General features: G+C 74.5%; 27 protein-coding genes. 8 read left to right on the top strand and 19 right to left on the bottom strand.

Going from position 1 to position 25,899, the window contains the following annotated elements; all coding sequences use genetic code 11:
• The 7 genes from mftD to mftA are packed head-to-tail and all read right to left on the bottom strand — an operon-like array spanning window position 1 to window position 5,728.
• Window positions 1–1,191, bottom strand: coding sequence for a pre-mycofactocin synthase MftD (gene mftD / locus LG324_RS17335; protein WP_404349984.1), 1,191 nt, complete (start codon window positions 1,189–1,191; stop codon window positions 1–3).
• Window positions 1,188–2,612, bottom strand: coding sequence for a mycofactocin biosynthesis glycosyltransferase MftF (gene mftF / locus LG324_RS17330; RefSeq protein WP_404349981.1), 1,425 nt, complete (start codon window positions 2,610–2,612; stop codon window positions 1,188–1,190). Before mftF ends, mftD begins: the two co-directional genes overlap by 4 nt.
• Window positions 2,605–3,375 carry a mycofactocin-coupled SDR family oxidoreductase gene (locus LG324_RS17325; protein WP_404349978.1) on the bottom strand — a complete coding sequence of 257 codons (771 nt, stop codon included), beginning with the start codon at window positions 3,373–3,375 and terminating at the stop codon, window positions 2,605–2,607. Before LG324_RS17325 ends, mftF begins: the two co-directional genes overlap by 8 nt.
• The gene (gene mftE, locus LG324_RS17320; protein ID WP_404349976.1) at window positions 3,372–4,106 is read right to left on the bottom strand and encodes a mycofactocin biosynthesis peptidyl-dipeptidase MftE; all 735 of its coding nucleotides are present in this window, start codon (window positions 4,104–4,106) and stop codon (window positions 3,372–3,374) included. Before mftE ends, LG324_RS17325 begins: the two co-directional genes overlap by 4 nt.
• Window positions 4,107–4,111: 5 nt before the next feature.
• A complete protein-coding gene (mftC, locus tag LG324_RS17315; protein WP_030529739.1) occupies window positions 4,112–5,347 on the bottom strand; it encodes a mycofactocin radical SAM maturase in 1,236 nt (411 codons plus the stop codon).
• Window positions 5,344–5,607 (bottom strand): mycofactocin biosynthesis chaperone MftB, encoded by a 264-nt coding sequence (gene mftB / locus LG324_RS17310; protein ID WP_030529738.1) that lies wholly within the window; start codon window positions 5,605–5,607, stop codon window positions 5,344–5,346. The genes mftC and mftB overlap by 4 nt, the downstream gene beginning before the upstream one ends.
• A 10-nt stretch (window positions 5,608–5,617) precedes the next feature.
• Entirely contained in the window at window positions 5,618–5,728 is a 111-nt protein-coding gene (gene mftA / locus LG324_RS17305; RefSeq protein ID WP_030529737.1) for a mycofactocin precursor MftA, read from the bottom strand.
• 237 nt (window positions 5,729–5,965) lie between these two features.
• Between mftA and mdo the strand changes: the two genes are divergently transcribed.
• The 4 genes from mdo (at window position 5,966) to mftM (ending at window position 10,999) form a co-directional block, all read left to right on the top strand.
• On the top strand, window positions 5,966–7,258 hold the full coding sequence (gene mdo, locus LG324_RS17300) for an NDMA-dependent methanol dehydrogenase (RefSeq protein ID WP_404349971.1): 1,293 nt from the start codon (window positions 5,966–5,968) through the stop codon (window positions 7,256–7,258).
• A gap of 106 nt (window positions 7,259–7,364) precedes the next feature.
• The gene (locus tag LG324_RS17295) at window positions 7,365–8,552 is read left to right on the top strand and encodes a MoxR family ATPase (RefSeq protein WP_030529735.1); all 1,188 of its coding nucleotides are present in this window, start codon (window positions 7,365–7,367) and stop codon (window positions 8,550–8,552) included.
• A gap of 9 nt (window positions 8,553–8,561) precedes the next feature.
• Window positions 8,562–10,088 carry a VWA domain-containing protein gene (locus LG324_RS17290; protein ID WP_030529734.1) on the top strand — a complete coding sequence of 509 codons (1,527 nt, stop codon included), beginning with the start codon at window positions 8,562–8,564 and terminating at the stop codon, window positions 10,086–10,088.
• Window positions 10,085–10,999 (top strand): mycofactocin oligosaccharide methyltransferase MftM, encoded by a 915-nt coding sequence (mftM, locus tag LG324_RS17285; RefSeq protein WP_404349967.1) that lies wholly within the window; start codon window positions 10,085–10,087, stop codon window positions 10,997–10,999. Before LG324_RS17290 ends, mftM begins: the two co-directional genes overlap by 4 nt.
• A gap of 17 nt (window positions 11,000–11,016) precedes the next feature.
• Here the strand turns inward: mftM and LG324_RS17280 are convergent, their stop codons facing one another.
• The 10 genes from LG324_RS17280 to LG324_RS17235 form a co-directional block, all read right to left on the bottom strand.
• The gene (locus tag LG324_RS17280) at window positions 11,017–11,394 is read right to left on the bottom strand and encodes an AAA family ATPase (RefSeq protein ID WP_404349964.1); all 378 of its coding nucleotides are present in this window, start codon (window positions 11,392–11,394) and stop codon (window positions 11,017–11,019) included.
• Between the two features lie 9 nt (window positions 11,395–11,403).
• Complete coding sequence (locus tag LG324_RS17275) at window positions 11,404–12,810, bottom strand: DUF222 domain-containing protein (RefSeq protein ID WP_404349961.1); 1,407 nt, start codon at window positions 12,808–12,810, stop codon at window positions 11,404–11,406.
• Between the two features lie 126 nt (window positions 12,811–12,936).
• Entirely contained in the window at window positions 12,937–13,620 is a 684-nt protein-coding gene (locus LG324_RS17270; RefSeq protein ID WP_306790197.1) for a MadR family response regulator transcription factor, read from the bottom strand.
• On the bottom strand, window positions 13,614–14,987 hold the full coding sequence (locus LG324_RS17265; protein ID WP_404349958.1) for a GAF domain-containing sensor histidine kinase: 1,374 nt from the start codon (window positions 14,985–14,987) through the stop codon (window positions 13,614–13,616). The genes LG324_RS17270 and LG324_RS17265 overlap by 7 nt, the downstream gene beginning before the upstream one ends.
• Window positions 14,984–16,192: an iron-containing alcohol dehydrogenase gene (locus tag LG324_RS17260; RefSeq protein WP_207025169.1), complete on the bottom strand. Its 1,209-nt coding sequence runs from the start codon at window positions 16,190–16,192 to the stop codon at window positions 14,984–14,986. The genes LG324_RS17265 and LG324_RS17260 overlap by 4 nt, the downstream gene beginning before the upstream one ends.
• A 109-nt stretch (window positions 16,193–16,301) precedes the next feature.
• Window positions 16,302–16,967, bottom strand: a complete 666-nt coding sequence (locus tag LG324_RS17255) for an anti-sigma factor family protein (protein WP_404349954.1) — start codon at window positions 16,965–16,967, stop codon at window positions 16,302–16,304.
• Window positions 16,964–17,485 (bottom strand): sigma-70 family RNA polymerase sigma factor, encoded by a 522-nt coding sequence (locus tag LG324_RS17250; RefSeq protein ID WP_207025171.1) that lies wholly within the window; start codon window positions 17,483–17,485, stop codon window positions 16,964–16,966. Before LG324_RS17250 ends, LG324_RS17255 begins: the two co-directional genes overlap by 4 nt.
• Before the next feature lie 18 nt (window positions 17,486–17,503).
• On the bottom strand, window positions 17,504–18,166 hold the full coding sequence (locus LG324_RS17245) for a hypothetical protein (protein WP_404349951.1): 663 nt from the start codon (window positions 18,164–18,166) through the stop codon (window positions 17,504–17,506).
• A 69-nt stretch (window positions 18,167–18,235) separates the two neighbouring features.
• Window positions 18,236–19,525 carry an MFS transporter gene (locus tag LG324_RS17240; protein ID WP_404349948.1) on the bottom strand — a complete coding sequence of 430 codons (1,290 nt, stop codon included), beginning with the start codon at window positions 19,523–19,525 and terminating at the stop codon, window positions 18,236–18,238.
• Entirely contained in the window at window positions 19,522–20,136 is a 615-nt protein-coding gene (locus LG324_RS17235) for an ArsR/SmtB family transcription factor (RefSeq protein ID WP_404349946.1), read from the bottom strand. The genes LG324_RS17240 and LG324_RS17235 overlap by 4 nt, the downstream gene beginning before the upstream one ends.
• Window positions 20,137–20,356: 220 nt before the next feature.
• Here LG324_RS17235 and rplM point away from each other — a divergent pair, with 220 nt between their 5' ends.
• The 4 genes from rplM (at window position 20,357) to LG324_RS17215 (ending at window position 23,269) form a co-directional block, all read left to right on the top strand.
• Window positions 20,357–20,800 (top strand): 50S ribosomal protein L13, encoded by a 444-nt coding sequence (gene rplM, locus LG324_RS17230; RefSeq protein WP_030529484.1) that lies wholly within the window; start codon window positions 20,357–20,359, stop codon window positions 20,798–20,800.
• A complete protein-coding gene (rpsI, locus tag LG324_RS17225; RefSeq protein ID WP_030529485.1) occupies window positions 20,800–21,312 on the top strand; it encodes a 30S ribosomal protein S9 in 513 nt (170 codons plus the stop codon). The genes rplM and rpsI overlap by 1 nt, the downstream gene beginning before the upstream one ends.
• 116 nt (window positions 21,313–21,428) lie before the next feature.
• On the top strand, window positions 21,429–22,775 hold the full coding sequence (gene glmM / locus LG324_RS17220) for a phosphoglucosamine mutase (RefSeq protein ID WP_207025174.1): 1,347 nt from the start codon (window positions 21,429–21,431) through the stop codon (window positions 22,773–22,775).
• A 68-nt stretch (window positions 22,776–22,843) separates the two neighbouring features.
• Window positions 22,844–23,269 carry an Ohr family peroxiredoxin gene (locus LG324_RS17215; protein WP_030529487.1) on the top strand — a complete coding sequence of 142 codons (426 nt, stop codon included), beginning with the start codon at window positions 22,844–22,846 and terminating at the stop codon, window positions 23,267–23,269.
• 33 nt (window positions 23,270–23,302) lie between these two features.
• On the opposite strand, the gene lhgO is transcribed toward LG324_RS17215, so the two are convergent.
• The gene (lhgO, locus tag LG324_RS17210) at window positions 23,303–24,490 is read right to left on the bottom strand and encodes an L-2-hydroxyglutarate oxidase (RefSeq protein WP_404349942.1); all 1,188 of its coding nucleotides are present in this window, start codon (window positions 24,488–24,490) and stop codon (window positions 23,303–23,305) included.
• 19 nt (window positions 24,491–24,509) lie between these two features.
• Entirely contained in the window at window positions 24,510–25,895 is a 1,386-nt protein-coding gene (locus tag LG324_RS17205; RefSeq protein ID WP_404349940.1) for a GH1 family beta-glucosidase, read from the bottom strand.
• Window positions 25,896–25,899: the final 4 nt, after the last annotated feature.

The following is a 25,899-nucleotide window of genomic DNA, read 5'->3' as shown; positions in this document are numbered from 1 at the left end:
TCAGCGTGGCACCTCGGTGGCGCCGAGCGTGCGGGTGAACCCCTCCGGGACGAGGATGTCGTCGCGGCTCAGCTCCTGGACCGAGCTGCGGCCGAGCCCGAGCAGGGCGGAGGAGACCCCGCCCGAGAGGATGTCGAGGACGTTCTCGACCCCGGCCTGCCCGTTCGCGGCGAGGCCCCACAGGTAGGCGCGCCCGATCATCACGGCCTTCGCGCCGAGGGCCAGGGCCTTGACGACGTCGCCGCCGCGCCGGATGCCGGAGTCGAAGACGACCTCGACCTGGTCGCCGACCGCGTCGGCGATGCCGGGGAGCATCCGGATCGCGCCCGGGATGCCGTCGAGGTTGTTGCCGCCGTGGGTCGAGACCGAGATGGCCGTGGCCCCGGCGTCGACGGCGCGCCGGGCGTCGTCGACCCGGCAGATGCCCTTGACCATGAAGGGGCCGCCCCACGTCTCGCGCAGCCACGCGATGTCCTCCCACGAGGGCGGTGGCGTCGTCATCCACTCGCCGTAGGCACCGAAGAACGTCGGCCCCTTCTGCCCGCGCGGCGCCATGTTCGGGGTCGTGAGGTCGGGCAGGGCGCCGGAGCGGACGAAGTCGAGCAGCCAGCGCGGCTTGCGGACGACCTCGGGGGCGAAGGACAGCATGGCCCTCGGGGTGAGCGCCTCGGGGATGGTGGGGCTGCCCCAGTCGCGGCCGTGCGAGAAGGTCCAGTCCAGCGTCGCGATGACACCCTTGGCGCCGGCCGAGCGGGCCCGCTCGAGCCGCTCGGTCATCGTGTCGCGGCCGCCCGACCAGTAGATCTGGAACAGCGTGCGGTCGTTGGCGGCGACGACCTCCTCGATCGGGCTCGAACCGAAGGAGCTGAGGCCGACCGCGGTGCCGCGCGCCGCGGCCGCCCGGGCGACGGCGACCTCGCCCTCCGGGTGGACGGCCTGGACCCCGGTGGGGGAGATGATGACCGGCAGCGCGAGGTCCATCCCCATGACGTGGGTGCCGAGGGACCGCTCGGCGCTGCCCCCCGCGATGTGCGGGGCGAAGCCGAGCTCGGAGAAGGCGGCGATGTTGTCCTCGTAGGTGAGGCCGCGCTCGGACCCGGCGAGCAGGGCCTTGTAGACCGAGCGCGGCAGGCGCTTCTCGGCGCGCCGCTGGGCCTCGGCGACGGTCTCGAACCATCCGTTGCTGCTCATGACTGTGACCTCTCGGAGGGGATGGGAGTGCGGGCCGGCCGGTGCCGGAGGACGGGGAGGAGGGCTCGGGGGGAGCGTGCGCGCAGGCAGCCGGCCCACAGGCCCGCGCCGTAGGCGAGGTCCTCGGCGCGGCGGAGCGCGGTGTAGCGCGCGACGTCGAGGTCGGGGCGCACCCGACGGTGGTCGAGCACGCCGTCGACGACGGCCGCGGCCAGGGCCACGCGGCGGGCGCGCCGCGAGAACGGCAGGAGGGCCGCCGTCAGCGGCCAGTGGTGGCGCACGACGAGGGCGGTGGTCTGGGTCAGCGTGGCGTGCAGGGCGACCCCGAGCACCGCGACGGCGGCCCGGTGCGGGTGGTCGCTGCCCCGCAGGCGGCGGGCGAGGGTCACCTCGGCCACGGCGCTCGCCGCGACGGCGACCGGGATGCTCCACCGCCGCTGCGCGAGGAGGGCCGCGGCGGCGACCGCCGACCAGGGCGCGAGGACCGCCGGAGAGACGGCCTCCCCGTGGCGGGCGGCGAGCAGCGCGGCCCCGGTGCCGTAGAAGGCCTTGCGCGACAGCCAGGCCCGTGTGGTCGTGCGGTGCTCGTGGCGGACGACGACGGACGGGTCGTAGCGGACGTCGTGGTCGCGGGCGACCCGCCACACGAGGTCGACGTCCTCCGCGACCTTCAGGGACTCGTCGAAGCCGGCGCCGAGCGCGTCCCGCCGGGCGAGGAGCACGGCGCTCGGGACGTAGGACACCCGCCCGTGCGGGTGGACGCGCGCCGGTGACGCACCGAGGTCGAGCGAGGAGCGCGCGGCCTCGTAGCGCGCGAGGACCCCGCGGCCGTCGTCCAGCCCGAGGACCCGGGGGGCCACGAGAGCGACCCCCGGGTCCTCGAGATGGCGTCGGAGGGCGGCAAGAGACTGGACGTCGAGCACGACGTCGGAGTCGACGAAGGCGACGACGGGGCTCCTCGCGGTGCGCAGCCCCGTGTTGCGGGCGGCGGCGGGGCCCCGGCGCTCCGGGTGGCGGACGTAGCGGGCGGCGTGCCGGCGGCAGACCTCGACGATCGACGCCGGGTCGGTGGAGCCGTCGTCGACGACGACGACGATGGTGCCCGGCAGGCCGCCGAGCAGCCGGTCGAGGGCGTCCGGGCGGTCGAGCACCGGGACGACGACCGTGACGTCGCCGCACGTCGCCGGGCGGCTGCCGTTCCACCACGGGTGGGCGAGACCGCGGTCCAGCAGCATCCGCGCGACCCTCGCCGAGGTCGGGTCCTCGACGGCGAGGACGCCGGCGTCGTCGATGCGGCGCAGGGCGGCGGGGCGCAGGTGGACGAGCCGGCCGGAGGATCCCCCGAAGAGCGTGCGGCCGTCGTCGCACCGGTGCGCGTCGTCGGCGAGCCGCACCCGGAACCCACGAGGGAGGTCAGCCACGGCCGAACCCCCCGTCGGCGTCGAGCACGGCGCCGTGGAGCACGGTGCCGGCGCTGGAGGCGAGCTCGACGACGGCGGCGACCTCGTCGGGGTCGAGCGGGCGGCGCGCCGCCTGGTGCTCGGCGAGCGGCTGCACGTCGTCCATCCCGTAGAGGCGGGCCGTGGCGGCGAGCATCGGGGAGTCCGTGGCCCCGGGGGCCACGCCGACGGCGGTGACACCGGTGCCGACGAGGTCCGCGGCGAGGGCCCGCACGACACCGGTGGCGGCGTGCTTGGCGACGACGTAGGCCGACAGCCCGTAGAGGCCGTGGGCCCCGGCGGCGGAGGTGAGGACGACGACCGTGGGCCGGGCCCCGGCGGGCCGGCACAGGAGGTGGGGGACCGCTGCGCTCGCGAGGTTCCAGGCGGTGGCGGCGTCGGCGGCGAGCAGCCCGTCCCGGACGGCGATGTCGGTCTCCCACAACGGCGTCCCGCCGGCGATGACCGAGGCACAGGCCACCGCGACGTCGAGGCCGTCGTGCTCGGCGGCGACGGCGTCGACGGCCGCGCGCGTGGCGTCGAGGTCGCGCAGGTCGACCTCCCGGCAGGGGATGCCGTCGTCGGTCAGGGCCGTGCGGTCCGACGAGGTCGCGTGCCGGTAGCCGAGGGTCTCCCCGTCGAAGGCGTCGAGGACGGTGACCGGTCCGGCGGCGCGCAGCCGGCGCGCGACCGCCGCGCCGATGCCCCGGCCGCCCCCCGCGACCACGGCGACGCGGCCCGTCATCCCGGCACCCCCGCGGTCTCGGGCCGGACGAGGCGGCCGTGCTCGTCGACGTCGCCCGCGAGCACCTGGGCGGTGACCCGTGCGGCGAGGGCGGCGAGGTGCCCACGGCCCTCGTCGGCGCTCGCGCCGCGCGGGTCGCCGAGGACCCCGGTGGGGGTGACCGCCGCGACCCCGCCCGCGCGCAGCCGGGGGAGCAGCTCCGGCAGGGGGTCGAGGGCCCCTGCGACGGCCCGGTCGGGGCGCACCGACCCCGGGGCGACGGCGAGGGCCAGCGAGGTCTCGGCCCGCCCCGCGTGGGCGTCCCAGCCGGGCTCGGCGCACGAGGTCCAGGCGACGTCGTGCCCCTCCCAGCGCAGCCGCCGGGTCGCGCTCGCGACGGCCTCGGCGTTGCCGCCGTGCCCGGTGACGAGGACGACGGGGCCACACCACCGCCGGACCGACCGGACGAGCTCGACGAGGACGAAGCGCAACGCCTCGGTGCCGATCGAGACCGTCCCGGCGAAGCCCTCGTGCTCGCCGCTCGCCCCGTACTCCAGGGTGGGGGCGACGACCACGCGCCGCTGCTCCGCGCGGTCCGCCAGCCGGAGCGCGACCTGCGCGCAGACGGCCCGCGCGACGACCGAGTCGGTGGCCAGGCCGAGATGCGCTCCGTGCTGCTCGCAGGCCCCGAGCGGCACGAGCACGGTCGCGCCGACGAGGTGCTCGCCGGTGGCGGCGGTCCCGAGGTCCACCGACGTCAGCCCGCGGGGAGCGCGTCCCGGGCCGGACCCAGCGGGCTCTCGTCGCACGGCGAGGCCGGGGGCCGGCGGGCGATGGTCACCGGGACCGGTGCGTTGCGGACCGGGCCCCGGTGGCTGTGGTCCTGGCTCGGCGCGGGGCGCACCCCGTCGGCGACCGCGGCGAGGGAGGCCTCGGCGTTGCCCTTGACGCACTCCGGGTCCGGGCCGTCGAGCGGCAGGCCGGTGAAGAACTTGGCCGCCATGCACCCGCCGCGGCAGGCGTCGTACGCCGAGCAGCGGGTGCACGCCCCACCGGTCTGGGGCGAGCGGAGGTCGGCGAACAGCGGGGCGTCGCGCCACACGCTGCCGAACCCGGCGTCGCGGACGTTGCCGGCGAGGAAGCGGTCGTGGATCGCGAAGGGGCAGGCGTACACGTCGCCCACGGGGTCCACGAGGCAGACCACCCGTCCGGCGCCGCAGAGGTTGAGCCCGGGCAGGGCGTCGCCGAAGGCGGCGAGGTGGAAGAACGAGTCACCGGTGAGGACGCCGTCGCCGTGGGCGACGAGCCAGTCGTAGAGGACGCGCTGCTGCTCGGCCAGCGGGTGCAGGTCGTTCCAGACGTCGGCCCCGCGGCCGGCCGGCCGCAGGCGGGTCAGCCGCAGGACGGCGCCGTGCTCGTCCGCGATCTCCTTGAAGCGGTCGAGCTGCGGGATGTTCTCGCGGGTGCAGACGACCGACAGCTTCGTGTCGGTCATCCCGGCGTCGCGCAGGTTGCGCAGCGCGCGCAGCGCCGCGTCGTAGGTGCCGGCGCCGCGGACGGCGTCGTTGACCTCGGGCGTGGCGCCGTCGAGGGACACCTGCACGTCGACGTAGTCGGTGGCCGCGAGGCGCGCGGCGCGCTCCGGGGTGATGCGGAAACCGTTGGTGGAGAACTTGACTCCGACGTCGTGGGCCACGGCGTGGTCGACGATCTCCCAGAAGTCGGGGCGCACGGTCGGCTCGCCACCGCCGATGTTGACGTAGAAGACCTTCATCCGCTGGAACTCCTCGACGAGCGAGAAGCACTCCTGCGTCGTCAGCTCGCGCGGGTCGCGGCGGCCCGACGACGAGAGGCAGTGGACGCAGGCGAGGTTGCAGGCGTAGGTCAGCTCCCAGGTGAGGCAGATGGGGGCGTCGAGGCCGTGCTCGAAGTGCTCGACGAGCCGGGTCCCGGGGGCGGGGGTCGTGGCGGGGCGCTCGGGGGCGAGGGTCATCCGGTCCTCCTGGTGATCATCCGCTGGTCGGCGAGGCGGCGCAGCGCCGCGTCGAAGCCGGGGCGGTCGGCGGCGGGGACGCCGGCGCGGTCGAGGGCGTCGGCCACGGTGGGGGCGGCCTGCAGCCCCTCCACGACGGCGACGAGCCGCGGGTCCTTGAGGAAGGTGAGCCGGCGGCTGGTGAAGTCGTAGAGCAGGGCGCCGAACGGCTCGGGGCGGATCGCCACCGAGCCGTTCAGCTCCCAGGACTGCTCGAGCACGTCGCCGGCCTCAGTAGACGCCGCACATGCCGTCGATGGACACGTCCTCGACGAGGGTGTCGGCGAGCAGCTCGTCGCGCTCGTCCTCCGTGGTCTCCTGTGCCATCTCCTCGGGGGTCATGGCGACTCCTCTCCAGCATCGTCGGTGGTCACGACCCGCGGCACGGGACGTGCCCACCACGCTAGGAACGCGCCGTCGGGGCGCCCACCCCTCGCCCGGTCGGTGCCCTCCTGCCGGACCGGGTAGGGGGGTCCCGGGCAGGGCGGGCGGTTTCCGCGACCTCGTCTATGCACGCCGTCGCCGCGCTCCTAGCGTCGAGGCCGCTGACCCCCAGTGCCTCAACGAGGAGGATGTCCGATGCAGGTCGACGAGCTGCTCAAACCGTTCCCCATCAAGGAGTTCCACCCCTTCCCGCGGGCCCTCATGGGTCCCGGGGCGCACGAGATGATCGGTCCGGAGGCCCTCAAGCTGGGTTTCCGCAAGACCCTCGTGATGACGTCGGGCCTGCGCGGCACGAACGTCGTCCACAAGATCGTGGAGTCGATGAAGTACCACGGCCTCGAGGTCGTCGTGTACGACAAGGTCGAGTCCAACCCCAAGGACTACAACGTCATGGACGCGGTCTCGCTCTACCAGGACAACGAGTGCGACTCGTTCGTGTCCATCGGTGGCGGCAGCTCGCACGACGCCTGCAAGGGGGCGCGCGTCGCGGTCGCCCACGACGGCCGCAACGTCAACGAGTTCGAGGGCTTCAACAAGTCCGAGAACCCGAAGAACCCGCCGCACATCGCGGTGTCGACGACGGCCGGCACCGGCTCGGAGACGTCGTGGGCGTACGTCATCACCGACACGACGACCGACCCGGACAACCCCCACAAGTACGTCGCCTTCGACGACGCGTCGGTGACGACGCTGGCCATCGACGACCCGGTGCTCTACTACGACTGCCCGGTCGACTACACGGCGCAGTGCGGGTTCGACGTCCTCGCCCACGCGAGCGAGCCCTACGTCTCGCGGCTCAACTTCGAGCCCTCGCTCGGCAACGCCCTGCGGGCCATCAAGCTGACCGCCGAGAACCTGCGCCAGGCCGTCTGGAACGGGCAGGACCTCGCCGGCCGCCAGGGGATGATGTACGCGCAGTACATCGCCGCGCAGGCGTTCAACTCCGGCGGGCTCGGCATCATCCACTCGATCAGCCACGCGGTGTCGGCGTTCTACGACACCCACCACGGGCTGAACAACGCGATCGCGCTGCCGCGGGTCTGGGCCTTCAACATGCCGACCCAGTACAAGCGGTTCGCTGACATGGCCGAGGCGATGGGCGTCGACACCTACGGGATGACCGACGTGCAGGCCGCGGACGCCGCGCTCGAGGCGGCCATCCGCCTCCTGCGCGACGTGGGCATCACCGAGAAGTTCACCGACGTCACGGCCGACAGCTACTCGAAGAACCGTCTCGGACAGGGTCCGACGAAGTTCTACGAGAACGCGAAGGTCATCACCGGTGACGACGCGGACGTCGACCGCATCACCAACCACGTCCTCGGTGACGCCTGCACCCCGGGCAACGCCAAGGAGTGCACCTTCGAGACGGTGCGCCCGGTCGTCGACCACTGCATGAACGGCGACCTGGACGACCTCATCTCGTGACCCACGCCCCGGCGCCACCCGACCGCGCTCGCTGCGGACGGGTGGCGCCGGCCCCACGGCACGACCCGGCACGGCCCACCACCGACGACGTTGGAGGACACCACCCGTGAGCACCGACCCCGCCCCCACCCCGACGACCTTCGCGAGCGTCGAGGACGCGCGCGAGCGGCTCCGCGACGTCGGCTACCTCACCGACGACCGGCTGGCGACGACCGCCTTCCTCCAGTCGGCGCTGGGCAAGCCGCTGCTGCTCGAGGGGCCGGCGGGGGTCGGCAAGACCCAGCTGGCGCAGAGCGTGGCCGCCGCGACCGGACGGCGGCTGCTGCGCCTGCAGTGCTACGAGGGGCAGGACGAGACCAAGGCCCTCTACGAGTGGGACTACGGCAAGCAGCTGCTCTACACGCAGATGCTCCGCGACAAGATCGGGCAGGTCGTCGAGGACGCCCCCGACATCTCCGCGGCGGTGGACCGGATCGCGGCCCAGGACAGCGTCTTCTTCTCCGAGCGCTTCCTCGTGGCGCGCCCGCTGCTCGAGGCGATCACGTCGCCGGACCCGGTCGTCCTCCTCATCGACGAGGTGGACCGGGCCGACGAGGCGCTCGAGGCGGTCTTCCTCGAGCTGCTCGCCGAGTTCCAGGTCTCGGTGCCCGAGGTCGGCACGTTCGTCGCGGAGCAGACGCCCATCGTCGTCCTCACCTCGAACAACACCCGTGACCTCTCGGCGGCCCTCAAGCGGCGCTGCCTCCACCTGTTCCTCGACTACCCCAGCGCCGAGCGCGAGCTCGAGATCATCCGCTCCAAGGACACCGGGCTCGCGGACGCGCTCGCCGAGCAGCTCGTCGGGGTCGTGCGCGGCCTGCGCGAGCTGGAGCTGCGCAAGGCACCGAGCATCTCGGAGACGATCGACTGGGCACGGACCCTCGCCGTCCTCGGGGTGACCGAGCTGTCGGCGCCGGTGCTCGCCGAGACGCTCAACGTCGTGACGAAGTACGAGCGCGACCTCGGGCTCGCGACCCGCGAGCTGCCGCGGCTCGTCGACCCGAACCAGACCGTGCCGGCCGATCGCGGTCACGGCCACGGGCACGGTCATGGCCACGGGCACGCGCACGACGACCCCGGGGGCGCCGACGGACCCGACGGCCGCGAGGTGCGGGCCGGCAAGGACCAGCCCGGCCGGCACGACGAGGCGTACTACGGCTCGCCGAGCGCCGCTCCCGCCGAGCCGCGCAAGGTCTCGAGCAGCCAGGGCCAGCGCTCGTTCCGCACCGGCGGCGCCCGGCGGCGACCGGTCTAGCGGGGCGTCGTGGAGAGCTCGCTGCACCGGTTCATCCGCTTCCTGCGCCTGCACGGGATGCGGGTGAGCGTCGCGGAGGCGGTCGACGCGCTCGAGGCGGCGGCGCAGCCGGGCATCATGGCCGACCGCGAGGTGCTGCGCTCGGCGCTGCGGGTGACCCTCGTCAAGGACCGGCGCGACCTCGAGGTGTTCGACGCCGTCTTCGACCGGTTCTTCCGGCTGCGGGCCGTCGTCACCGAGGCCGAGGGGCACGGGCACGCGCACGACGACCTGTCGGACGAGGGCGAGCTGACCGGGCTGACCATCTCGGACGAGCTCTCCGACACCCCGCAGCAGGGGCACAGCCACGGTGCGCCGCAGGACATCCGGGAGTTCTTCCGGCCCGAGGACCTCGCACAGCAGTACAACCTCCACCAGGAGGCGAACAAGATCGACATGGCGTCGATGACCGACGAGGTCGTGCTGTCCAAGGACGGCGTGACGCCGCAGGGCGAGGCCGCGCGCGTGCAGGTCTCGACCTCCCGGCTGCACAACCCGGGGACCCCCGGGCGGTTGACGCAGGCGCGCGGCGCCGAGCTCGACGTCGAGCTCACGGTCGCCGAGGAGCTGGCGCTGCTCAGCTGGCTCGGCGAGCCGGACGACGAGCTCGAGGCGCTGCTCGACGACCCCGACGTCGCGCGGCTGCGCGAGCAGCTGGCACCCCTGCTCGCGTCGCTGCCGGAACGGATCAAGCAGCACCTCGAGCACCTCATGGCGACGCAGGCCGAGGTCGAGGAGCGCGAGCTGGACGTGGCGCGCGCCGAGGTCCTCGCGGAGTCGGACCGGCTCGCGTTCGAGGAGGCCGTGCGCCGGCTCCTGCGCGCGCTGCGGGGGGCGCCCCGTCCCCGGCGGCACGTCGCGGGGCGCGGGGTCATCGACAGCAGGCGGACCATGCGCTCGAACATGCGCTACGACGGCGTCCCGTTCCGGCCGGTACTCGTGAGCAAGCGGGAGGACCGGCCGCAGCTGCTCGTCCTCTGCGACGTCTCGCTGTCGGTGCGTGCCGCGTCGGGGTTCGCCCTGCACCTCGTCCACGGGCTGCAGTCGGTGGCGTCGAAGGTCCGCTCGTTCGCGTTCGTCGACGAGGTCGCCGAGATCACCGACCTCTTCGACGACCACCACGTCCAGCAGGCGCTCGCGATGGTCATGGCCGGTCGCGCGGACGGCGGGGTCGTCGACGTCGACGCCGACAGCGACTACGGCAGCGTGCTGCGCCAGTTCCTCGACGAGTACGGCTCGGCCATCACCCGGCGCACGACCGTCGTCGTCATCGGCGACGGGCGCGGCAACGGCAAGGACCCCGCGGTCGGCGCGTTCGAGGAGATCGCCCGTCGGGCGCGGCACGTGGTGTGGCTGACCCCCGAGCCGCGCTACTCGTGGGCGCTCGGCCGGTGCGACCTGCCGCTGTACGAGCCGTCGTGCGACCACATCGAGGTGGTGCGCAACCTTGGTGCGCTGGAGTCGTTCTCGCACCGGATGGCGGAGGTGCTGGTGTGACCGTCGCACCCATCGACGCCCTCGCCCCGGTGGTCGGGTCCTGCTACCGCGACGGTGTGGTGACGGTGCGCCGGCGTCGTCCGGACAGCCGAATGCGGCTGGGCGCGGTGCGCACCCCGCACTTCGACCTCGTCCACGACGGGACGGACCTCGTGGTCGAGCACGGTCTCGGCCTGGGCGAGGTCGACGACGACCTCGCCGGGCTGCTGTCGGACGAGCTCTTCGAGCCGGGGTGGCTGCGCGGGTCCGAGCTCTTCGAGCGGGTGTTCACCGGTGTCGTGCTGACGTGCGCCGACGAGCCCGAGGTGGCGTGGGAGGCGTTCTACGCCAACACCCTCGCGGCCGTCGGGGCGGCGGCCCGGGCCGAGCCTCGACCGAACTCGAACGCCGCGCCGGCCGGGCACGGCTGCATCCGTGACTACGCCCCGGTCTACGCGCGGGCCGAGTCCCTGGTGAGCGGGCGGTCCGTGCTCGAGCTGGGGAGCTGCTTCGGCTTCCTCGCGCTGCGCGTGGCGGCCGACGGGCGGGCGGTGACCGCGTCGGACGTCTCCGGCGGCACGATGCGGCTGCTCGGTGCGATGGCGCCCCGCTTCGGGGTCGACGTCGCGACGCTGACCTGCGACGCGGCCCACGTGCCACTGCCCGACGACAGCGCCGACACGGTTCTCGCGGTCCACCTGCTCGAGCACCTCGAGCCGGACCACGCGGCCCAGGTGCTGCGCGAGGCGTGCCGGCTGGCCCGGTCGCGGGTGGTGGTCGGGGTCCCGCTCGAGGACTCGCCGAGCGAGCAGTACGGGCACCTGTGGGCCGTCACGTTGCGGGTGCTGCGGGAGTGGGGTGCGGCCGCCGAGGGGTGGCGCGCCGAGGTCACCGAGCACCACGGAGGATGGCTCGTCCTCGACCGCGGGTGAGGTGTACGGGCTCTCCGTCAGAGGGAGGCGTCCGGGCCGGTCGCCGCCGTGTCGCTCGGTGACAGGTCGGGCAGAGTCGGCCAGCGCTCGCTCGCCCAGCCGTGCCAGGTCGCGTGCCCGTCAGGCGGGGCGGGCAGCGGGCCGCCGGCGAGCTCGTCGTCGGGGAGCCGGACCGCCGCGAGGAAGCGGTCGTGGTCGGCCTCGGTCATCTCGAACGTCGTCTCGGGGTGGTCGAGCCAGCGCTGCCGCGCCCGTCGTCGCCGCTCCTCCTCGCTCGCCCGGACGACCTCGAGGACGAACCGCCCACCGGCGGACTCGGCGATCGCGCGGATGGCGTAGCGCTCCTCGGGCGACCAGCAGCCGAAGTCGAGCACCACCCCGGCGCCGCTGCGCAAGCACCGGGTTCAGGCTGCCGTGCCGGTCAGGTCGTCGGGTGGGTGGCGGAGGGTGGCGAGGTGTCGGTCGTAGGAGCCGGGGGTGAGGTCCCAGGCGACGTGGCTGCCGTGGTCGTCTGGGTGTGCTCGGACGATGGCCCAGAGGCGTCGAAGGTGGACGTGGGTGTGGTGGCGGGGGCACAGGATCGCGGCGTTGGCCACGTCGGTGGGGCCGCCGTCGGCCCAGTGGTGGACGTGGTGGGCGCGGGTCCAGGCGGCGGGGGCGGTGCAGCCGGGGTAGGTGCAGCCGCGGTCGCGCAGGAGCAGGTGTCGGCGTTGGCCGCGGGTGTAGAGGCGCAGGATGCGGGTGAGGGTGAGGGGTTCGCCGCGAGCGCCGAGCAGGTGGGCGACGAGGGTGGCGTCGCAGCCGAGGCGGCGGACGGTCTCGGGGGGCAGGAGGGTGCCGTCGGCGGTGGTCGCGAGCACGGTGCCGGCGCCGTGGGCGGTCCCGGTGAGGTTCGTGAGCAGCTCGCCGGGGTCCGGGGTCGTCCCGCTCGTGAGGTCGCTCAGGGGGATGGTGAGGTGGAGGGTGGTGTCGGGGCCGCGGTCGGTGTCGTGGCTGCCGGTGTGCAGGATGGTGGCGGTGGCACACACGGCGGTCAGGGCTTCGACGCGGCGTTGTCCGGCGGGGCGCAGGTCGGGTTCGCCGGTCTCGTCGTTGGGGGCGGGGGCGGAGAGGGGGCCGATGGCGGCTTCGAGGGTGGCGGCCTGTTCGGGGGTCATCCACAGCTGGTACTCGGTCAGGTCCGCGGACTCGATGTGGGGCATGGACAGGCGGGCGGCGGTGGCCAGGCGGGTGTGGAGGTCCTGCAGGGCGTCGTGGTGGCCGTGCTCGGCGAGCAGCCGGGGTCGCAGGCGCCGCATCACGGCGGGTCCGTGCTCGGCGGCCAGGGCGACCAGCCCGGAGGTGGCGGTCGGCAGGGCAGCGGGCTGGAGCAGGGGTGCCAGGCGGGTGGCCTCGCGCAGCACGGCGCACCCGGTGTGCGCTTCGACCTGCGCGCCGTGGACGGCGGTCCAGACGACGCCGAGGGCGGTGTTGGGGTCGGGGTCGTGGCGCTGGGTGGGGGTGTCGCCGGCGGCGACGTCGACGACGATCCGGGCCACGGCCGCGGCGCCGGACTGCCGCAGGGAGGGAGCGTGCTGCCGGACCCAGGCGTGGGTGGCGGACCCGGCGACCTCCCCGCGCCGCACGGCCTCCAGCGCGACCACGACGCGCGCCGCGGAGGCGCGGGCGGCGACCTCGTCGAGCAGCTCCATCAACCCACCGAGGTCGTCACCGGGCGCGACGGCCAGGGCGTCGTCGAGCCCGGTCAGGGCGTCGCGGGCAGCCTCGAGCCGGGAGCGGCGCTCCTCGAGTTCGGCTGTCCCGGTTGACATGTGACCATCCTGTCACCGGACACCGACAGTCCACCCGTCCCGCCAGGGCACCTGTGGACGACGGCTGCCGTCCTACCTCACTGTGGAAAACCGTTGTCCTGCAGCCACGACCGAGGTCGCTCGGCGCTAGGAGAGCAGCCCGCGCTTCGTCGCCTCGTAGACCGCCTCGGCGCGCCCCGACACCTCGAGCTTGCGCAGGATGTTGCCGACGTGGAACTTCGCGGTGGTCTCCGAGATGTAGAGCCGCTTGCCGATCTCCTTGTTGGACAACCCTCGTGCCAGGAGCTGGAGCACCTCGTCCTCGCGCGCCGACAGGGTCGGGGCGACCGGCTGCGGCGGCGCCTGCATCCCGCGCACCATCGCCGCCGCGGACCGTGCGTCGAACGCCGACTCGCCCTTGCTCACGTCGTGGATGGCGCGCACGAGCGCCGCGGTGTCGACGTCCTTGACGACGTAGCCGCGTGCACCCGCGCGCACCGCCTCGAGGACGAGCTGCTCGTCGAGGAACGTCGTCAGCACGAGGACGGCCACGCTCGGGTGGCCGGCGCTGATGGCCTGCGCGAGCTCGAGACCCTCGGTGTCGCTCGACGACGACAGCTTGAGGTCGAGGAGGACCACGCGCGGGGTCACGCGCTCGAGGACGGCCAGCGCCTCTCCACGCGAGGAGGCCTCCGCGACGACGGTGATGTCGGGCTCGCGCTCGAGGACGGACCGCAGGCCCTGCCGGACGATCGCGTGGTCGTCGACGAGCATGACGCCGATGGTCTCGCGGTCGGCGGGGGTGTCTCGGACGTCGGCGGTGCTCAGCACGGCGTGGCCTCCTCGGCGGTCGGGGGAACGAGCCCGGCGGGGACCCGGACGACGGGCAGCGGGATGCGGAAGGTCAGCCGGACGCCGCCCAGCCGCGAGCGGCGGAAGGCCAGCGTCCCGCCCAGCCCCCGGACGCGGCAGTCCATGTTGGCCAGCCCCTGGTGCCGGCCGTCTCGCACCGTCCGGCGCTCGAGCTGGAGCATCCGGCGCAGCGCGGCGGGCTCGCCGTCGCCGTCGTCGGACACCGACACGACGAGGGCGTCCGGCATCCACCGCACCCGCAGGACCGCGCGCCGCGCCCCGGCGTGGGTGACGACGTTGAACAGGGCCTCGCCGACGACCCGGGCGACCTCGTGGTGCACGTCGTGCCCGAGCGCCGTCGTCCGCCCCGCGACGCGCACCTGGATGTCGAGCATCGGCCGGTGGTGGTGGACGACCTCGCGCAGCAGGTCCTCGAGCGACGCGACCGAGTCGGTGTGCGGACGGGTCAGGGCGAAGATCGCGGTGCGCAGCTGCTCGACCGCCGTCTGCGTCAACGACTTCGCGGTCTGCAGCTGCGCCCCGACCTGCCTTGCGCCGAGCGCCTCCGCCTCCCCGCGTGCGACCTCGACGGCCATCCCCGCCGACAGCACGTACTGCGTCACGCTGTCGTGCAGCTCGCGCGCGATGCGGTGCCGCTCGGCGTCGACGAGCTCACGCTGCTCGGCGACGGCGAGCCGGTGCTCGGCCGCCTCGAGCTCCGCCGTGCGCGTCGCGAGGTCGCGCGCCTGCGCCCGCGCCTCCTCGTGCAGCCGCTGGGCGCGCCGGTGCAGGGAGAGCCCGGCCTGGTACTGCTCGCTCGTGTGCAGCGAGACCGCCGCCTGGTTGGCGAGGATGCGCAGCACGGCGAGGTCCTCCGGCTCCGGCTCCTCGTGGAGGCCGTGCCTGGCCGCCAGCCCGCCGACGCGGCGCCCCTCGAGGTACATCGGGACGCGGATCCAGACGTCGGTGCGCGCCGAGGGCCCGGCGTAGCCCGAGCGCACCGCCGACAGCTCGAGGCGCACGGCCTCGGGCACCTCGGTGGGGTCGCCGACGCTGCGCCGGTCCGGGCCGATGACGACGAAGCGGGGCCGCGCGCGCTCGAGGTGGCTGTCGGCGAGGGCCAGCACCGCCCAGTCGGCGTCGAGGTGGTCGGCCGCCGCCCGCGCCACCTCCTCGAGCAGCCCCCGCGGGCCCTCGACGGTGCGGACGACGGCCCGCGAGATCGTGTCCATCGCGCGCACCGCGCGCTGGGTGCGCTCGGTGGAGCGCACGTACGCCGGGTAGTAGGAGTTCTTGCCGGACCGCACCCCGGTCAGGCGCGAGAGGTCGGTCGCGCCCTCGGTCACAGCGCCGCCCGGAAGATGCGCTCGATGTCGGCCGCGTCCGTGGGGCGCGGGTTGGTCGTCAGGCAGGCGTCCTCGAGCGAGTTCTGCGACAGCGTGACGAGGTGCTCCTCGGTGATGCCGAGCGAGCGCAGCGACCGCGGCACCCCGACCTCGTCGGCCATGACGCGCACCTTCACCGCGAGGGCCTCGGCGGCCTCGGCCGGCGGCATCCCGTCGACGGCCAGCCCGGCGGAGCGCGCGAGCGGCACGAAGCGGTCGGGGGAGGACTCGGCGTTGTAGCGGATGACGTGCGGCAGGAGGATGCCGTTGATGACGCCGTGCGGGGCGTCGAGCAGCCCGCCGACCTGGTGGCTCATCGCGTGCGTCGCGCCGAGGATCGCGTTGGTGAAGGCGAGCCCGGCGGCCAGGGCCGCCTCGGCCATCCCGGTGCGGGCCTCGGGGTCGTCGGGGGCCCGCATCGTCTGGACGAGGTGCTGGTTGACGAGGCCGACCGCGTTGAGCGCGTGGACGTCGGCGAGTGCGTTGTGCGCCCGCGAGACGAAGGCCTCGATGCCGTGGGTCAGCGCGTCGAGGCCGGTCGCCGCGTTGAGCCACTCGGGCATCGTCGTCAGCAGGCGCGGGTCGGTGATGGAGATGTCGGGCACGAGCGCGCGGCCCATGATCGTCACCTTCACGTGGCGCGTGGTGTCGGTGACGATGCAGAACTGGCTGACGTCGGCGCCCGTGCCGGAGGTCGAGGGCACCATGAGCAGCGGCGGGATCTCGCGGTGCACCTGGTCCACGCCCCGGTAGTCGAGGATCGAGCCGCCGTTGCCGGCGAGCACCGCGACCCCCTTGGCGGCGTCCATCGCGGAGCCGCCGCCGAGGCCGATGATGACGTCGCAGTCGTTGGCCCGGTAGAGGTCGTGCGCGGCCGCGACCTCGACGTCGCGCGGGTTGGGCGAGACGTCGCTGCAGACGACGGGGGAGAGGCCGACCTCGCGGAGGTGGCCGAGCAGCTCGTGGGCCCACCCGGCCTCGACGATGCCCGGGTCGGTGACGACGAACGGCCGGCGCGCCCCGAGCCGGCGGGCGGCGTAGCCGGCCTCGGCGAGGGCGCCGATCCCGAAGACGATCTCGGGGGCCTGGAACTTGACGAGCGCGGAGGCGTCGAGCGGCCACGTCGTGGTCGTCGTCCCGGCTCCGTTGCCGTCCAGCGCCGTCATCGCGGCCCTCCTGCACCCCTCGGGTGGCAGCAACGGTAGCCCGCTCGGCCGGGACGCGCACCCGTCCGCCCGGCCCGTGGCCGGGACCGGCCACCCCCTCTCCGAACGGTCAGGTCGTGTGGCCCTCGGCGAGCGTGTCGCCCGCCGCCGACACGACCTCGAGGGTGGCGATGCGGCCCGCCGGGAGCGACGTCGCGCCGACGACGCGCATGACGTCGCGGTCGGTGGCCGACCACGTCGCGCCGGTCTCCCGGCGGCCGTCGGTGGCGTGGACGACGAGGGTGTAGCGGCCGGTCCGGGGGAGGTCGGCGAGCTCGAGCGCCACCTGGGTGCCCCAGGGGCGGGACTCCAGGTCGGCCCGTCCGCTCGGGCCCGAGCCCACGGTGGACGCGAGCGTCACGGCCGTGCTGGGGGCGGGCGGCGACCCGGCGTCGTCCAGGCGCGCCCCGAGGACGACGCCGGCCAGGAGGGCGACGGCCGCGGCGAGGGCGCCGAGGGCGACGGCGCGTCGGCGAGCGGCGCGGCGCCGCGCGGCCACGGCGCCGAGGAGCGGGGCCACCTCCTGCTCGGGTGTCGTCGCCCGGGCGGGCTCGGCCCACACGTCCTCCGGGACACGGCGCAGGAGGCCGGCCACGGGGGTGGCGGCCTCCACCTCCGTCCGGCACCCGTCGCAGGCGGCGAGGTGGGCGCCGAACCGGGCGCGGTCGGCGGCGTCGAGCCCGCCGAGCACCCAGGGCCCGAGCAGGTGCCGCAGCTCGTCGTGGTCCTCGGTCACCGGGTCACTCCCATCTCCTCGAACGCGACGCGCAGGGCGCGCACCGCGTAGTGGCTCCGTGACTTCACGGTGCCCTCTGGCACCCCGAGCCGGGCGGCGGCCTGGCGCACCGACATCCCCTCGTGGAACAGCAGCCGGACGACCTCGCGGTGGGCCGGCGCCAGCCGCCGCAGCGCCTCCGCCACGAGCCAGCCGTCGACGGCCTCCTCGAGGCCGTCGTCCCCGGCCAGGGCCTCGAGGACCGAGCCGTCGTCGAGGAGCTCGGGCCGGCGGCCCGCGGAGCGCCACGCGTCCGTCGCGACGTTGCGGGCGACGGTGAGGACGTAGGCCCGCACCTCGCGCTCGTCGCGCCCGGGCTCGAGCCGTCCGATGGTCCGCCACACCCGCAGGAACGTCTCCTGGAGCAGGTCGTCGGCCACCTGCGGGGAGGCCGCGCGGCGCCGCAGGTACGCGCGCACCGCCGGGGCGTGCGCGGCGTACACCGTGGCCAGCGCGGCCTCGTCCGCCGGTGGGGTCATGGGGAGATGGTGGACCGTTCAGGGCCCGGTGACCACGAAGTCCACCGAGGCGACCTCGGACGCCAGCCCGAGTGCCCGCAGGTCGCGGGCGTCGACGTCGCCGTCCCCGTCCACGTCCGGGACGACGGCGGGTGCGTCGTCGTAGCGGCCGTCGTGGTCGAGGTCGGCGACGACCGCGGCGAGGATGGTCGAGCGGGTGCCCGTGCCGAAGGACGGGGCGCCGACGATCCACGTGTCCATGACCGACACCCGGTCGGGCCGGTTGTCGGTGAGCGCCGTGAGGTTGAACAGGCCCGCGAGGTTCTGGCCCGCCCCGGCGCCGACCGCGGTCGTCGAGTCGAGGACGACGAGCCCGGGCAGCGCCTCGTCGGCGCCCGGGGCGAAGGCGCCGGGGAACGGGGCGGTGCTCGCGTGCGCGGCGGGGCCGGTCAGCTGCGGCGTGAACGCGGACCGGGTCAGCGCGTCGGGGCCGTACACGGTCACGCGCAGGTCGACGGCCCAGGCGCGCCCGGCGACGCCGACGACGTCGTGGCGGGCGGGGGCGACGATCCGCACCTCGGCGCCGCGCTGCCGGTGGCCGTGGTCGCCGTCGGCGGCCGCAGGGCTCGGCGAGGCGGCGGCCACCGCGACGACGGCGGCGGTGCTCGCGATGGCGACGGTCAGGGCGGTGCGTGGTCCCACGGTGTCCTCCTCGGGCCGGCGGGTACCTCCCGCCGTCGAGGGGAGGTACGCCGGCGGGGCCCGGTCGGTTCAGCCGGCGACCGCGGGCACCGCTCCGGCGCGCTCCTGGCGCAGCGCGGGGAGGTAGCAGAGCGCGCCGAGGACGCTGAAGGCCCCCGCGACGAGGATGCCGGTCGCGGTGCTCGTCGCCTCGGCGAGCGGGCCCAGGACGAGCAGGCCGAGGCTGTAGCAGCCGCCGGCCACCATCGAGTTGACCGACAGGACCGTGGTGCGGTTGGCGGCGTCGGCCTGGCGGTGCAGCAGGGTGCTGTGGACCGGACCCGCGGTGCCGTGCAGCGTGTAGACGACGAAGAAGGCGGTGACGAGCCCGACCGGGCCGGTCATCAGGGCCATGACGACGACGAACCCGCCCTGGAGGACGCGGGAGGCGATGGCCGTCCACGTCACACCGACCCGGCGGGCGGCGAGCGCGGCTGCCGCCGACCCCGCCGCGAACAGTCCCCAGGCAGCGGCGGACACCGGACCCATGAGCGCGCCGGCCTCGGTCTCGCCGCCGACGAGCTCGGAGAGGCGGACCGGCATGAACGTCTCGAAGGCGATCATCCCGACGCTCCAGAAGACCTCGACGAGCACGAGCGCCCGCAGGACGCCGTTGCGGCCGAGCAGCCGGACGCCGGCCACGACGACACGGGGCGCCTCGCGCGCGGAGTCGAGGGCGCGGCGCACGCCGCGGGCGTCGACGTGCGTGCTCGGCTCGCGCAGGAGGACGAGCGTGGCGACGAGGTTGACGACGACGAAGGCGATGGAGAGCCAGTACGCGTTCTCGAGCGCGGTGAGCGCGCGCACGGGGTGCCACGCGATGACCCCGCCGGACACGACGGCACCGAGCGCGATGGCGACGCCCAGCACCGTGCCGGCTCGGGCCAGGCCCTGCTCGACGGGGACGTCGGGGTCGTCGGCCTGGGCGGTGTCGACGTACCAGGACTCCAGCGGCCCGGAGTCGAGGGCGCGGAAGACGCCCTGGAGCAGGAGGGCGACGCAGAAGGCGGCGAAGGTCTGCGCGAGGACGAAGACGAGCGCGGACACGAGCGCGACGACGCCGGAGGCCACGAGCAGCGGGCGGCGACCGAGGGCGTCGGCGAAACCACCGGTCGGCAGCTCGAGCGCGAGCACGACGAAGCCCTGCATCGAGAGGATGACGCCGAGCTGCGCCAGCGACATCCCGCGCTCGAGGGCGAGGAGCGTCGTCACGCCGATGACCAGCCCGACGGGGAACCAGCGGGTGAAGGTCAGCAGCAGGAGGACGCGCAGCGCCTGCCGCACGGTGAGCGGGGCGGTGCTCGACGCCGTCGTGCTCATCGTTGCTCGCCACCCCGCGGGGCGCGGTCGAGGTCGACCGGGTACATGACGGCGTAGACGGCGACCCGGCGGGCCGAGGGGTTGCCCTGGCCGACGCGGCGGTAGCGCGCGACGACGTCGTCGAGCTCCTGGCGCAGGGCCCGCGCCTGGTCCGGGGTGGCGACGACCCACGAGTCGTCCATCCCCATCGCGTCGCGCCAGTCGACCGGCCACGTCGACTCGACGTCGAGCCAGCGCTCGTAGCGCTCGCCGAGGTGGCGGGAGTAGTCGCGCTGGAGCCAGCCGAGCGCGCTCTCGGCGTCGTCGTCGCCGGCGAAGTCGCTCGGCTCCCACTGGTGGCTCTCGGTGGCGGCGCGCCACAGCCGCCGCTTGCCCTCGCCGTCGCCGGTGTCGGCGACGAGGCCGACCGCCTCGAGGCGGCGCAGGTGGTAGGACGTCGCCCCGGAGTTGGTGCCGAGCGCCGCGGCGAGGTCGGTGGCGGTCGCCGGGCCGCCGACCCGTAGGGCCGAGAGGAGGCGGCTGCGCAGCGGGTGGGCGAGGGTCTTCAGGGCCGCGGCGTCGAGCCGCAGGCCGGTCAGGTGCCCGTCGTCGGTGGGGTCGGAAGAGGTCATGCGTGCACACTACCTGTGCACAGTTTGTTTGCACAAGAGTCGTGCAGAGAGGATGTGGACGGCATCGCCGCAGGTCAGGGACCATCCGCCGGCGATTTGGGGGAGCGGGGCACGGGTCCGTAGCATGGACGACTGGTGTGCCGTGCGCTGTCACGAGGGCCGTCGCTCCCTCGCGGGAGCACTCGGCACACGCCATCCGACCCGCAACAAGAGGACTCTCATGCGTACCTTCACCCCGAAGCCGGGCGACGTGACCCGCGCGTGGCACGTCATCGACGCCACCGACGTCGTGCTCGGCCGGCTCGCGAGCCAGGCGGCCGTGCTGCTCCGCGGCAAGCACAAGCCGACCTTCGCGCCGCACGTCGACACCGGTGACTTCGTCATCATCATCAACGCCGACAAGGTCGCTCTGACCGGCTCCAAGGCCGAGCAGAAGAAGGCCTACCGCCACTCGGGCTTCCCGGGCGGTCTGCGCTCGACCTCCTACACCGAGCTGCTCGCCAAGAGCCCGGAGAAGGCGATCGAGAAGGCCATCCGCGGCATGGTCCCCAAGACCTCCCTCGGCCGCCAGCAGCTGACCAAGCTCAAGGTGTACCGCGGCGCCGAGCACCCCCACGCTGCCCAGCAGCCCAAGCCCTTCGAGATCACCCAGGTGGCCCAGTGATGTCCGAGAACGCCCAGATCGACGAGACCGCCGGGACGGACGTCAACGACGCCCCCGTCACCGAGTACACCTCCGAGTCCGACGGCACCGTCGCGACCGAGTCGACCCGCCGCCCGAGCGCCTCGGCGCCCGGTGGCGCGACCGGCCGCCGCAAGCAGGCCGTCGCCCGCGTCCGGATCGTCCCGGGCAGCGGCGAGTGGAAGATCAACGGCCGCTCGCTCGAGCAGTACTTCCCGAACAAGGTCCACCAGCAGATCGTCAACGAGCCGCTCAAGGTCCTCGAGCTCGACGGCGCCTACGACGTCCTCGTGCGCGTGCACGGCGGTGGCCCCTCCGGCCAGGCCGGCGCCGTCCGCCTCGGTGTCGCCCGCTCGCTCAACGGGGTCGACGAGGAGCTGAACCGCCCGGCGCTCAAGAAGGCCGGCCTGCTCACCCGTGACGCCCGCGTCCCCGAGCGCAAGAAGGCGGGTCTCAAGAAGGCCCGCAAGGCGCCGCAGTACAGCAAGCGCTGACCCGCGCCCCGCGCGACGAGCCGACGGCGGCACCCCTCGGGGGTGCCGCCGTCGCCGTGTCCCGGCCCGCCACACGGTAGGTTCGGTCGCTGCCCCACCACCGAAAGGCCCCCAGCATGTCCCGACTCTTCGGCACCGACGGCGTCCGTGGTCTCGCGAACCGCGACATCACCGTCGAACTCGCGCTCGACCTGAGCATCGCCGCGGCCCACGTCCTCGGTGACGCCGACCGGCAGGCGGGCCGCCGCCCCCGCGCGGTCGTCGGCCGCGACCCCCGGGCCAGCGGCGAGTTCCTCTCCGCCGCGGTCACCGCGGGCCTGGCCTCGGCCGGTGTCGACGTGCACGACGTGGGGGTCCTGCCGACCCCGGCGGTCGCCTTCCTCACCGCGGACATGGGCGCGACCTTCGGCGTGATGCTCTCGGCGTCGCACAACCCGATGCCCGACAACGGCATCAAGTTCTTCGCCGAGGGCGGCCACAAGCTGCCCGACGCCGTCGAGGACGAGATCGCCGCCCGCATCGGCCAGGACTGGGACCGCCCGCAGGGCGCGGAGGTCGGCCGCATCCAGAGCAACCGCGCCGGGCAGGCGCGGTACATCGCGCACCTGCTGCGCACGCTGCCGAACCGCCTCGACGGCCTGACCGTCGTCATCGACGGCGCGCACGGCGCCGCGAGCGCGGTCTCGCCGGAGGTCTTCCGGCTCGCCGGCGCCGACGTCGTCGAGATCGGGACCGACCCCGACGGCCTCAACATCAACGACGGCTACGGCTCGACGCACCTCGACCGGCTCAGGGCGGCCGTCCTCGAGCGCGGGGCCGACCTCGGCATCGCCCACGACGGCGACGCCGACCGCTGCCTCGCGGTGGGCCACGACGGCCGCGAGGTCGACGGCGACCAGATCATGGCCGTCCTCGCGGTCGCCCTCAAGGAGCGCGGCGTGCTGCGCGAGAACACCCTCGTCGCCACCGTCATGAGCAACCTCGGCCTGATCCAGGCGATGGAGCGCGAGGGCGTCAAGGTGCGCCAGACCGGTGTCGGCGACCGCTACGTCCTCGAGGAGATGCGCCGCTCCGGCTACTCCCTCGGCGGCGAGCAGTCCGGGCACGTCATCATGCTCGAGCACGGCACGACCGGCGACGGGGTCCTCACCGGCCTCATGCTCGCGGCGCGCGTCGTCGAGACCGGCACGCCGCTCGCCGAGCTCGCGACCGTGATGTCGCGCCTGCCGCAGGTCCTCGTCAACGTCAAGGGCGTCGACAAGTCGCGCGTCGAGAGCGACGAGGAGCTCCAGGCCGCCGTCCGCGCCGAGGAGGAGGCCCTCGCCGGCACCGGCCGCGTGCTGCTGCGCAAGTCGGGCACCGAGCCGGTCGTGCGCGTCATGGTCGAGGCCGCGACCGAGGAGCACGCCCGCGAGGTCTGCGACCGGCTCTGCGCGGTCGTCAAGGAGCGACTGGCCCTCTGACGGGAATGGCCGCGCCGGGGGTTCGGTTGGCACGAGGGACCACCTGTCGACGTCGAAGGAGAGCCTCCGTGCCCCACGAGTCCGTGACCAAGAAGTTCTACAGCATCTCCGCCACCTCCACCGGCGGCCGTGACGGCCACACCAAGAGCGCCGACGGCACCGTCGACGTGAAGCTGGGCAAGCCGAGCACCTCGAACCCGGTCGCCAACCCGGAGACGCTCTTCGCGGCCGGCTACGCCGCCTGCTACAACGGCGCGCTCGCGCACGTGGCGCAGCAGGACGGCATCGACGTCACCGGCGCCGAGACGACCGCCGACGTCACCCTCGGCGAGACGGCCACCGGTGTCGGCCTCGCGGTCGAGATCGTCACGACCATCCCGGGTGTCGACGCGGAGACCGCGCAGGCGCTCGCCGACAAGGCGCACGAGTTCTGCCCCTACAGCAAGGCGACCCGCGGCAACATCGACGTCACCGTCGTCGGCAAGCCCGCCTGACGCCCCCTGCACCACCCCACCGGCCTCCTCCCGTCACGACGGGAGGAGGCCGGTGACGTGTCGGGCGATCGCGAACGCCGCGGTGGCCGCCGGCGAGGGCGCGTTGAGGACGTGCACGCAGCGGCCGGAGCGCTCGACGAGGAAGTCGTCGACGAGCGTGCCGTCGGGGCGCACCGCCTGGGCGCGGACGCCGGCGGGGGCCGGGCGCAGGTCCTCGTCCCGCAGGTCGGGGACGAGCCGGCGCAGGCTGTCGCCGAAGCGTCGGGCGTCGAGCGAGCGCGCGACCTCGTGGAGACCGCTGCGGGCGTGCCGGCGGGCCAGCCGCCACAGGCCCGGGTACGCGAGCGTCCCGGCGAGCTCGCGGGGCCGGACCACACCCCAGCCGTAGCCCTCGCGGGCGAGCGCGAGGACGGCGTTCGGGCCCGCGTGCACGTGGCCGTCGACGCCGCGCGTCAGGTGCACGCCGAGGAAGGGCAGCTCCGGGTCGGGGACGGGGTAGACGAGGCCGCGGACGAGGTGCGCCGCCTCCGGGGCGAGCTCGCGGTACTCGCCGCGGAACGGCACGATGCGCACCGACGGCCGGTGCCCGAGGAGCTCGGCGACGAGGTCGGTCCGCAGGCCGGCGCAGGTGACGACGAGGTCGGCGGCCACCGTCCCGTGGCTGGTCTCGACCACGACCTCGCGGGCGCCGTCGTGCCCGCCGACGACCTCCGTGCCGGGCCGCAGGTCGGCGCCGGCGGCTGCGAGGCGGTCGACGAGCGCCGCGCACACGCCCGGGTAGTCGACGACCCCGGTCTCGGGGACGTGCAGCGCTGCGAGGGCGGCGACGTGCGGCTCGTGCGCGCGGGCGCCGTCGGCGTCGAGGCGGCTCACGGCGAGACCGTTGGCCAGCCCGCGGTCGTGGAGCGCGGCCAGGCGGGGCAGCTCGTCGGGGGAGGTGGCGACCACGAGCTTGCCGGTGACGGCGTGGGCGACCCCGTGCTCGCGCGCGAAGGCCAGGAGCTCGGCCGCGCCGCTGCGGCACCAGCGGGCCTTCGCGCTGCCCGGCGGGTAGTACAGGCCCGAGTGCACGACGCCGCTGTTGCGCCCGGTCTGGTGCCTCGCCCAGCCGGACTCCTTCTCCAGCACGGTGACCCGAGCCGCGGGGTCGTCCGTGACGAGCCGGTGGGCGACGGCGAGGCCGACGATCCCGCCGCCGACGACCACGACCCGGCGGCTCATCGGTCGGCCACTCCCGGCGTCATCCGCGCCCGTGGTGCTCCGCGATGACCCGCGCGTACTCGAGGCCGGAGTCCTTGATGGTCCGCACCTGGGTGTCGTAGTCGACGTGGACGATGCCGAAGCGCTTGTCGTAGCCGTAGGCCCACTCGAAGTTGTCGAGGAGGCTCCACGCGAAGTAGCCGCGGACGTCGGTGCCGCCCTCGATCGCGTCGGCGACGGCGCCGAGGTGGTCGCGCAGGTACGCCACGCGCTCGGGGTCGTGGACGGCGCCGTCGGGCGAGACGGTGTCGTCCCAGGCCGAGCCGTTCTCGGTGATGTAGACCGGCAGGCCGCACTCACGGGCCGAGCGCTCGATGATCAGCCGGTGCGACTCCGGCGACTGCTCCCAGCCCATCGCCGTGACCGGCGGGCGGGGGTCGATCTCGGAGACGCGCTCGCAGCCCGGCAGCAGGTGGGTGTTGCCGACCGGCTCGTCGCCGTCGGCGGTGGCGCGCACGCGGGTGGGGAAGTAGTTGTTGACGCCGAGGTTGTCCAGCGGTGCGCCGATCGTCGCGAGGTCGCCGTCGTGGACGAACGAGCCGTCGGTGAGGTGCGCGACGTCGTCGAGCATCCCGTCGGGGTAGGCGCCGTGGAAGAGCGGGCCGAAGAAGACGCCGTTGAGGGCGTTGTCGGCGCGGCGCACGGCGTCGAGGTCGGCCTCCGTGGGGTCGGCGGGGCCGTGGACCTGGGTCGGGTTGAGGGTGATCGACACCTGCGCGTCGCGGCAGTGCTCGCGGATGACGGGCACCGCGGTGCCGTGGGCCAGCATCAGGTGGTGGGCCGTGAGCAGGCCCTCCATCGGGTCGCGGTGGCCGGGGGCGTGGGCCCCAATCGAGTGGCTGAGCATCGAGGAGCACCACGGCTCGTTGAGCGTGGTCCAGTTGACGACGCGGTCGCCGAGCGCGCCGACGACGTGGGCGGTGTAGTCGGCGAACCAGCCGGCGACGTCGCGGGAGCGCCAGCCGCCCCGGTCCTCGAGGGCCTGCGGGAGGTCCCAGTGGTAGAGCGTGACGACCGGGCGGATGCCGGCGCCGAGCAGCTCGTCGACGAGCCGGTCGTAGAACGCGAGCCCGAGGGGGTTGGCGGGGCCGGTGCCGTCGGGCTGGATGCGCGGCCACGCGACGGAGAACCGGTAGGCCTCGAGCCCGAGCCTCTGCATGAGCGCGACGTCCTCCGGCACGCGGTGGTAGTGGTCGCACGCGACCTCGCCGGTGTCGCCGTTCGCGACCTTGCCCGGGGTCGCGGAGAAGGTGTCCCAGATGGACTGGCCGCGGCCGTCCTCCTTGGTCGCGCCCTCGATCTGGTAGCTCGCGGTGGCGGCGCCGAAGAGGAAGCCCTCGGGGAAGGTGAGCTCGGAGGTCGTCATGCGC

The organism is Phycicoccus jejuensis (assembly GCF_044797865.1).
GTDB lineage: Bacteria > Actinomycetota > Actinomycetes > Actinomycetales > Dermatophilaceae > Phycicoccus > Phycicoccus jejuensis.
The sequence above is the reverse complement of the archived record's forward strand: the minus strand, read 5'-3'. Positions and strand labels throughout refer to the sequence as shown.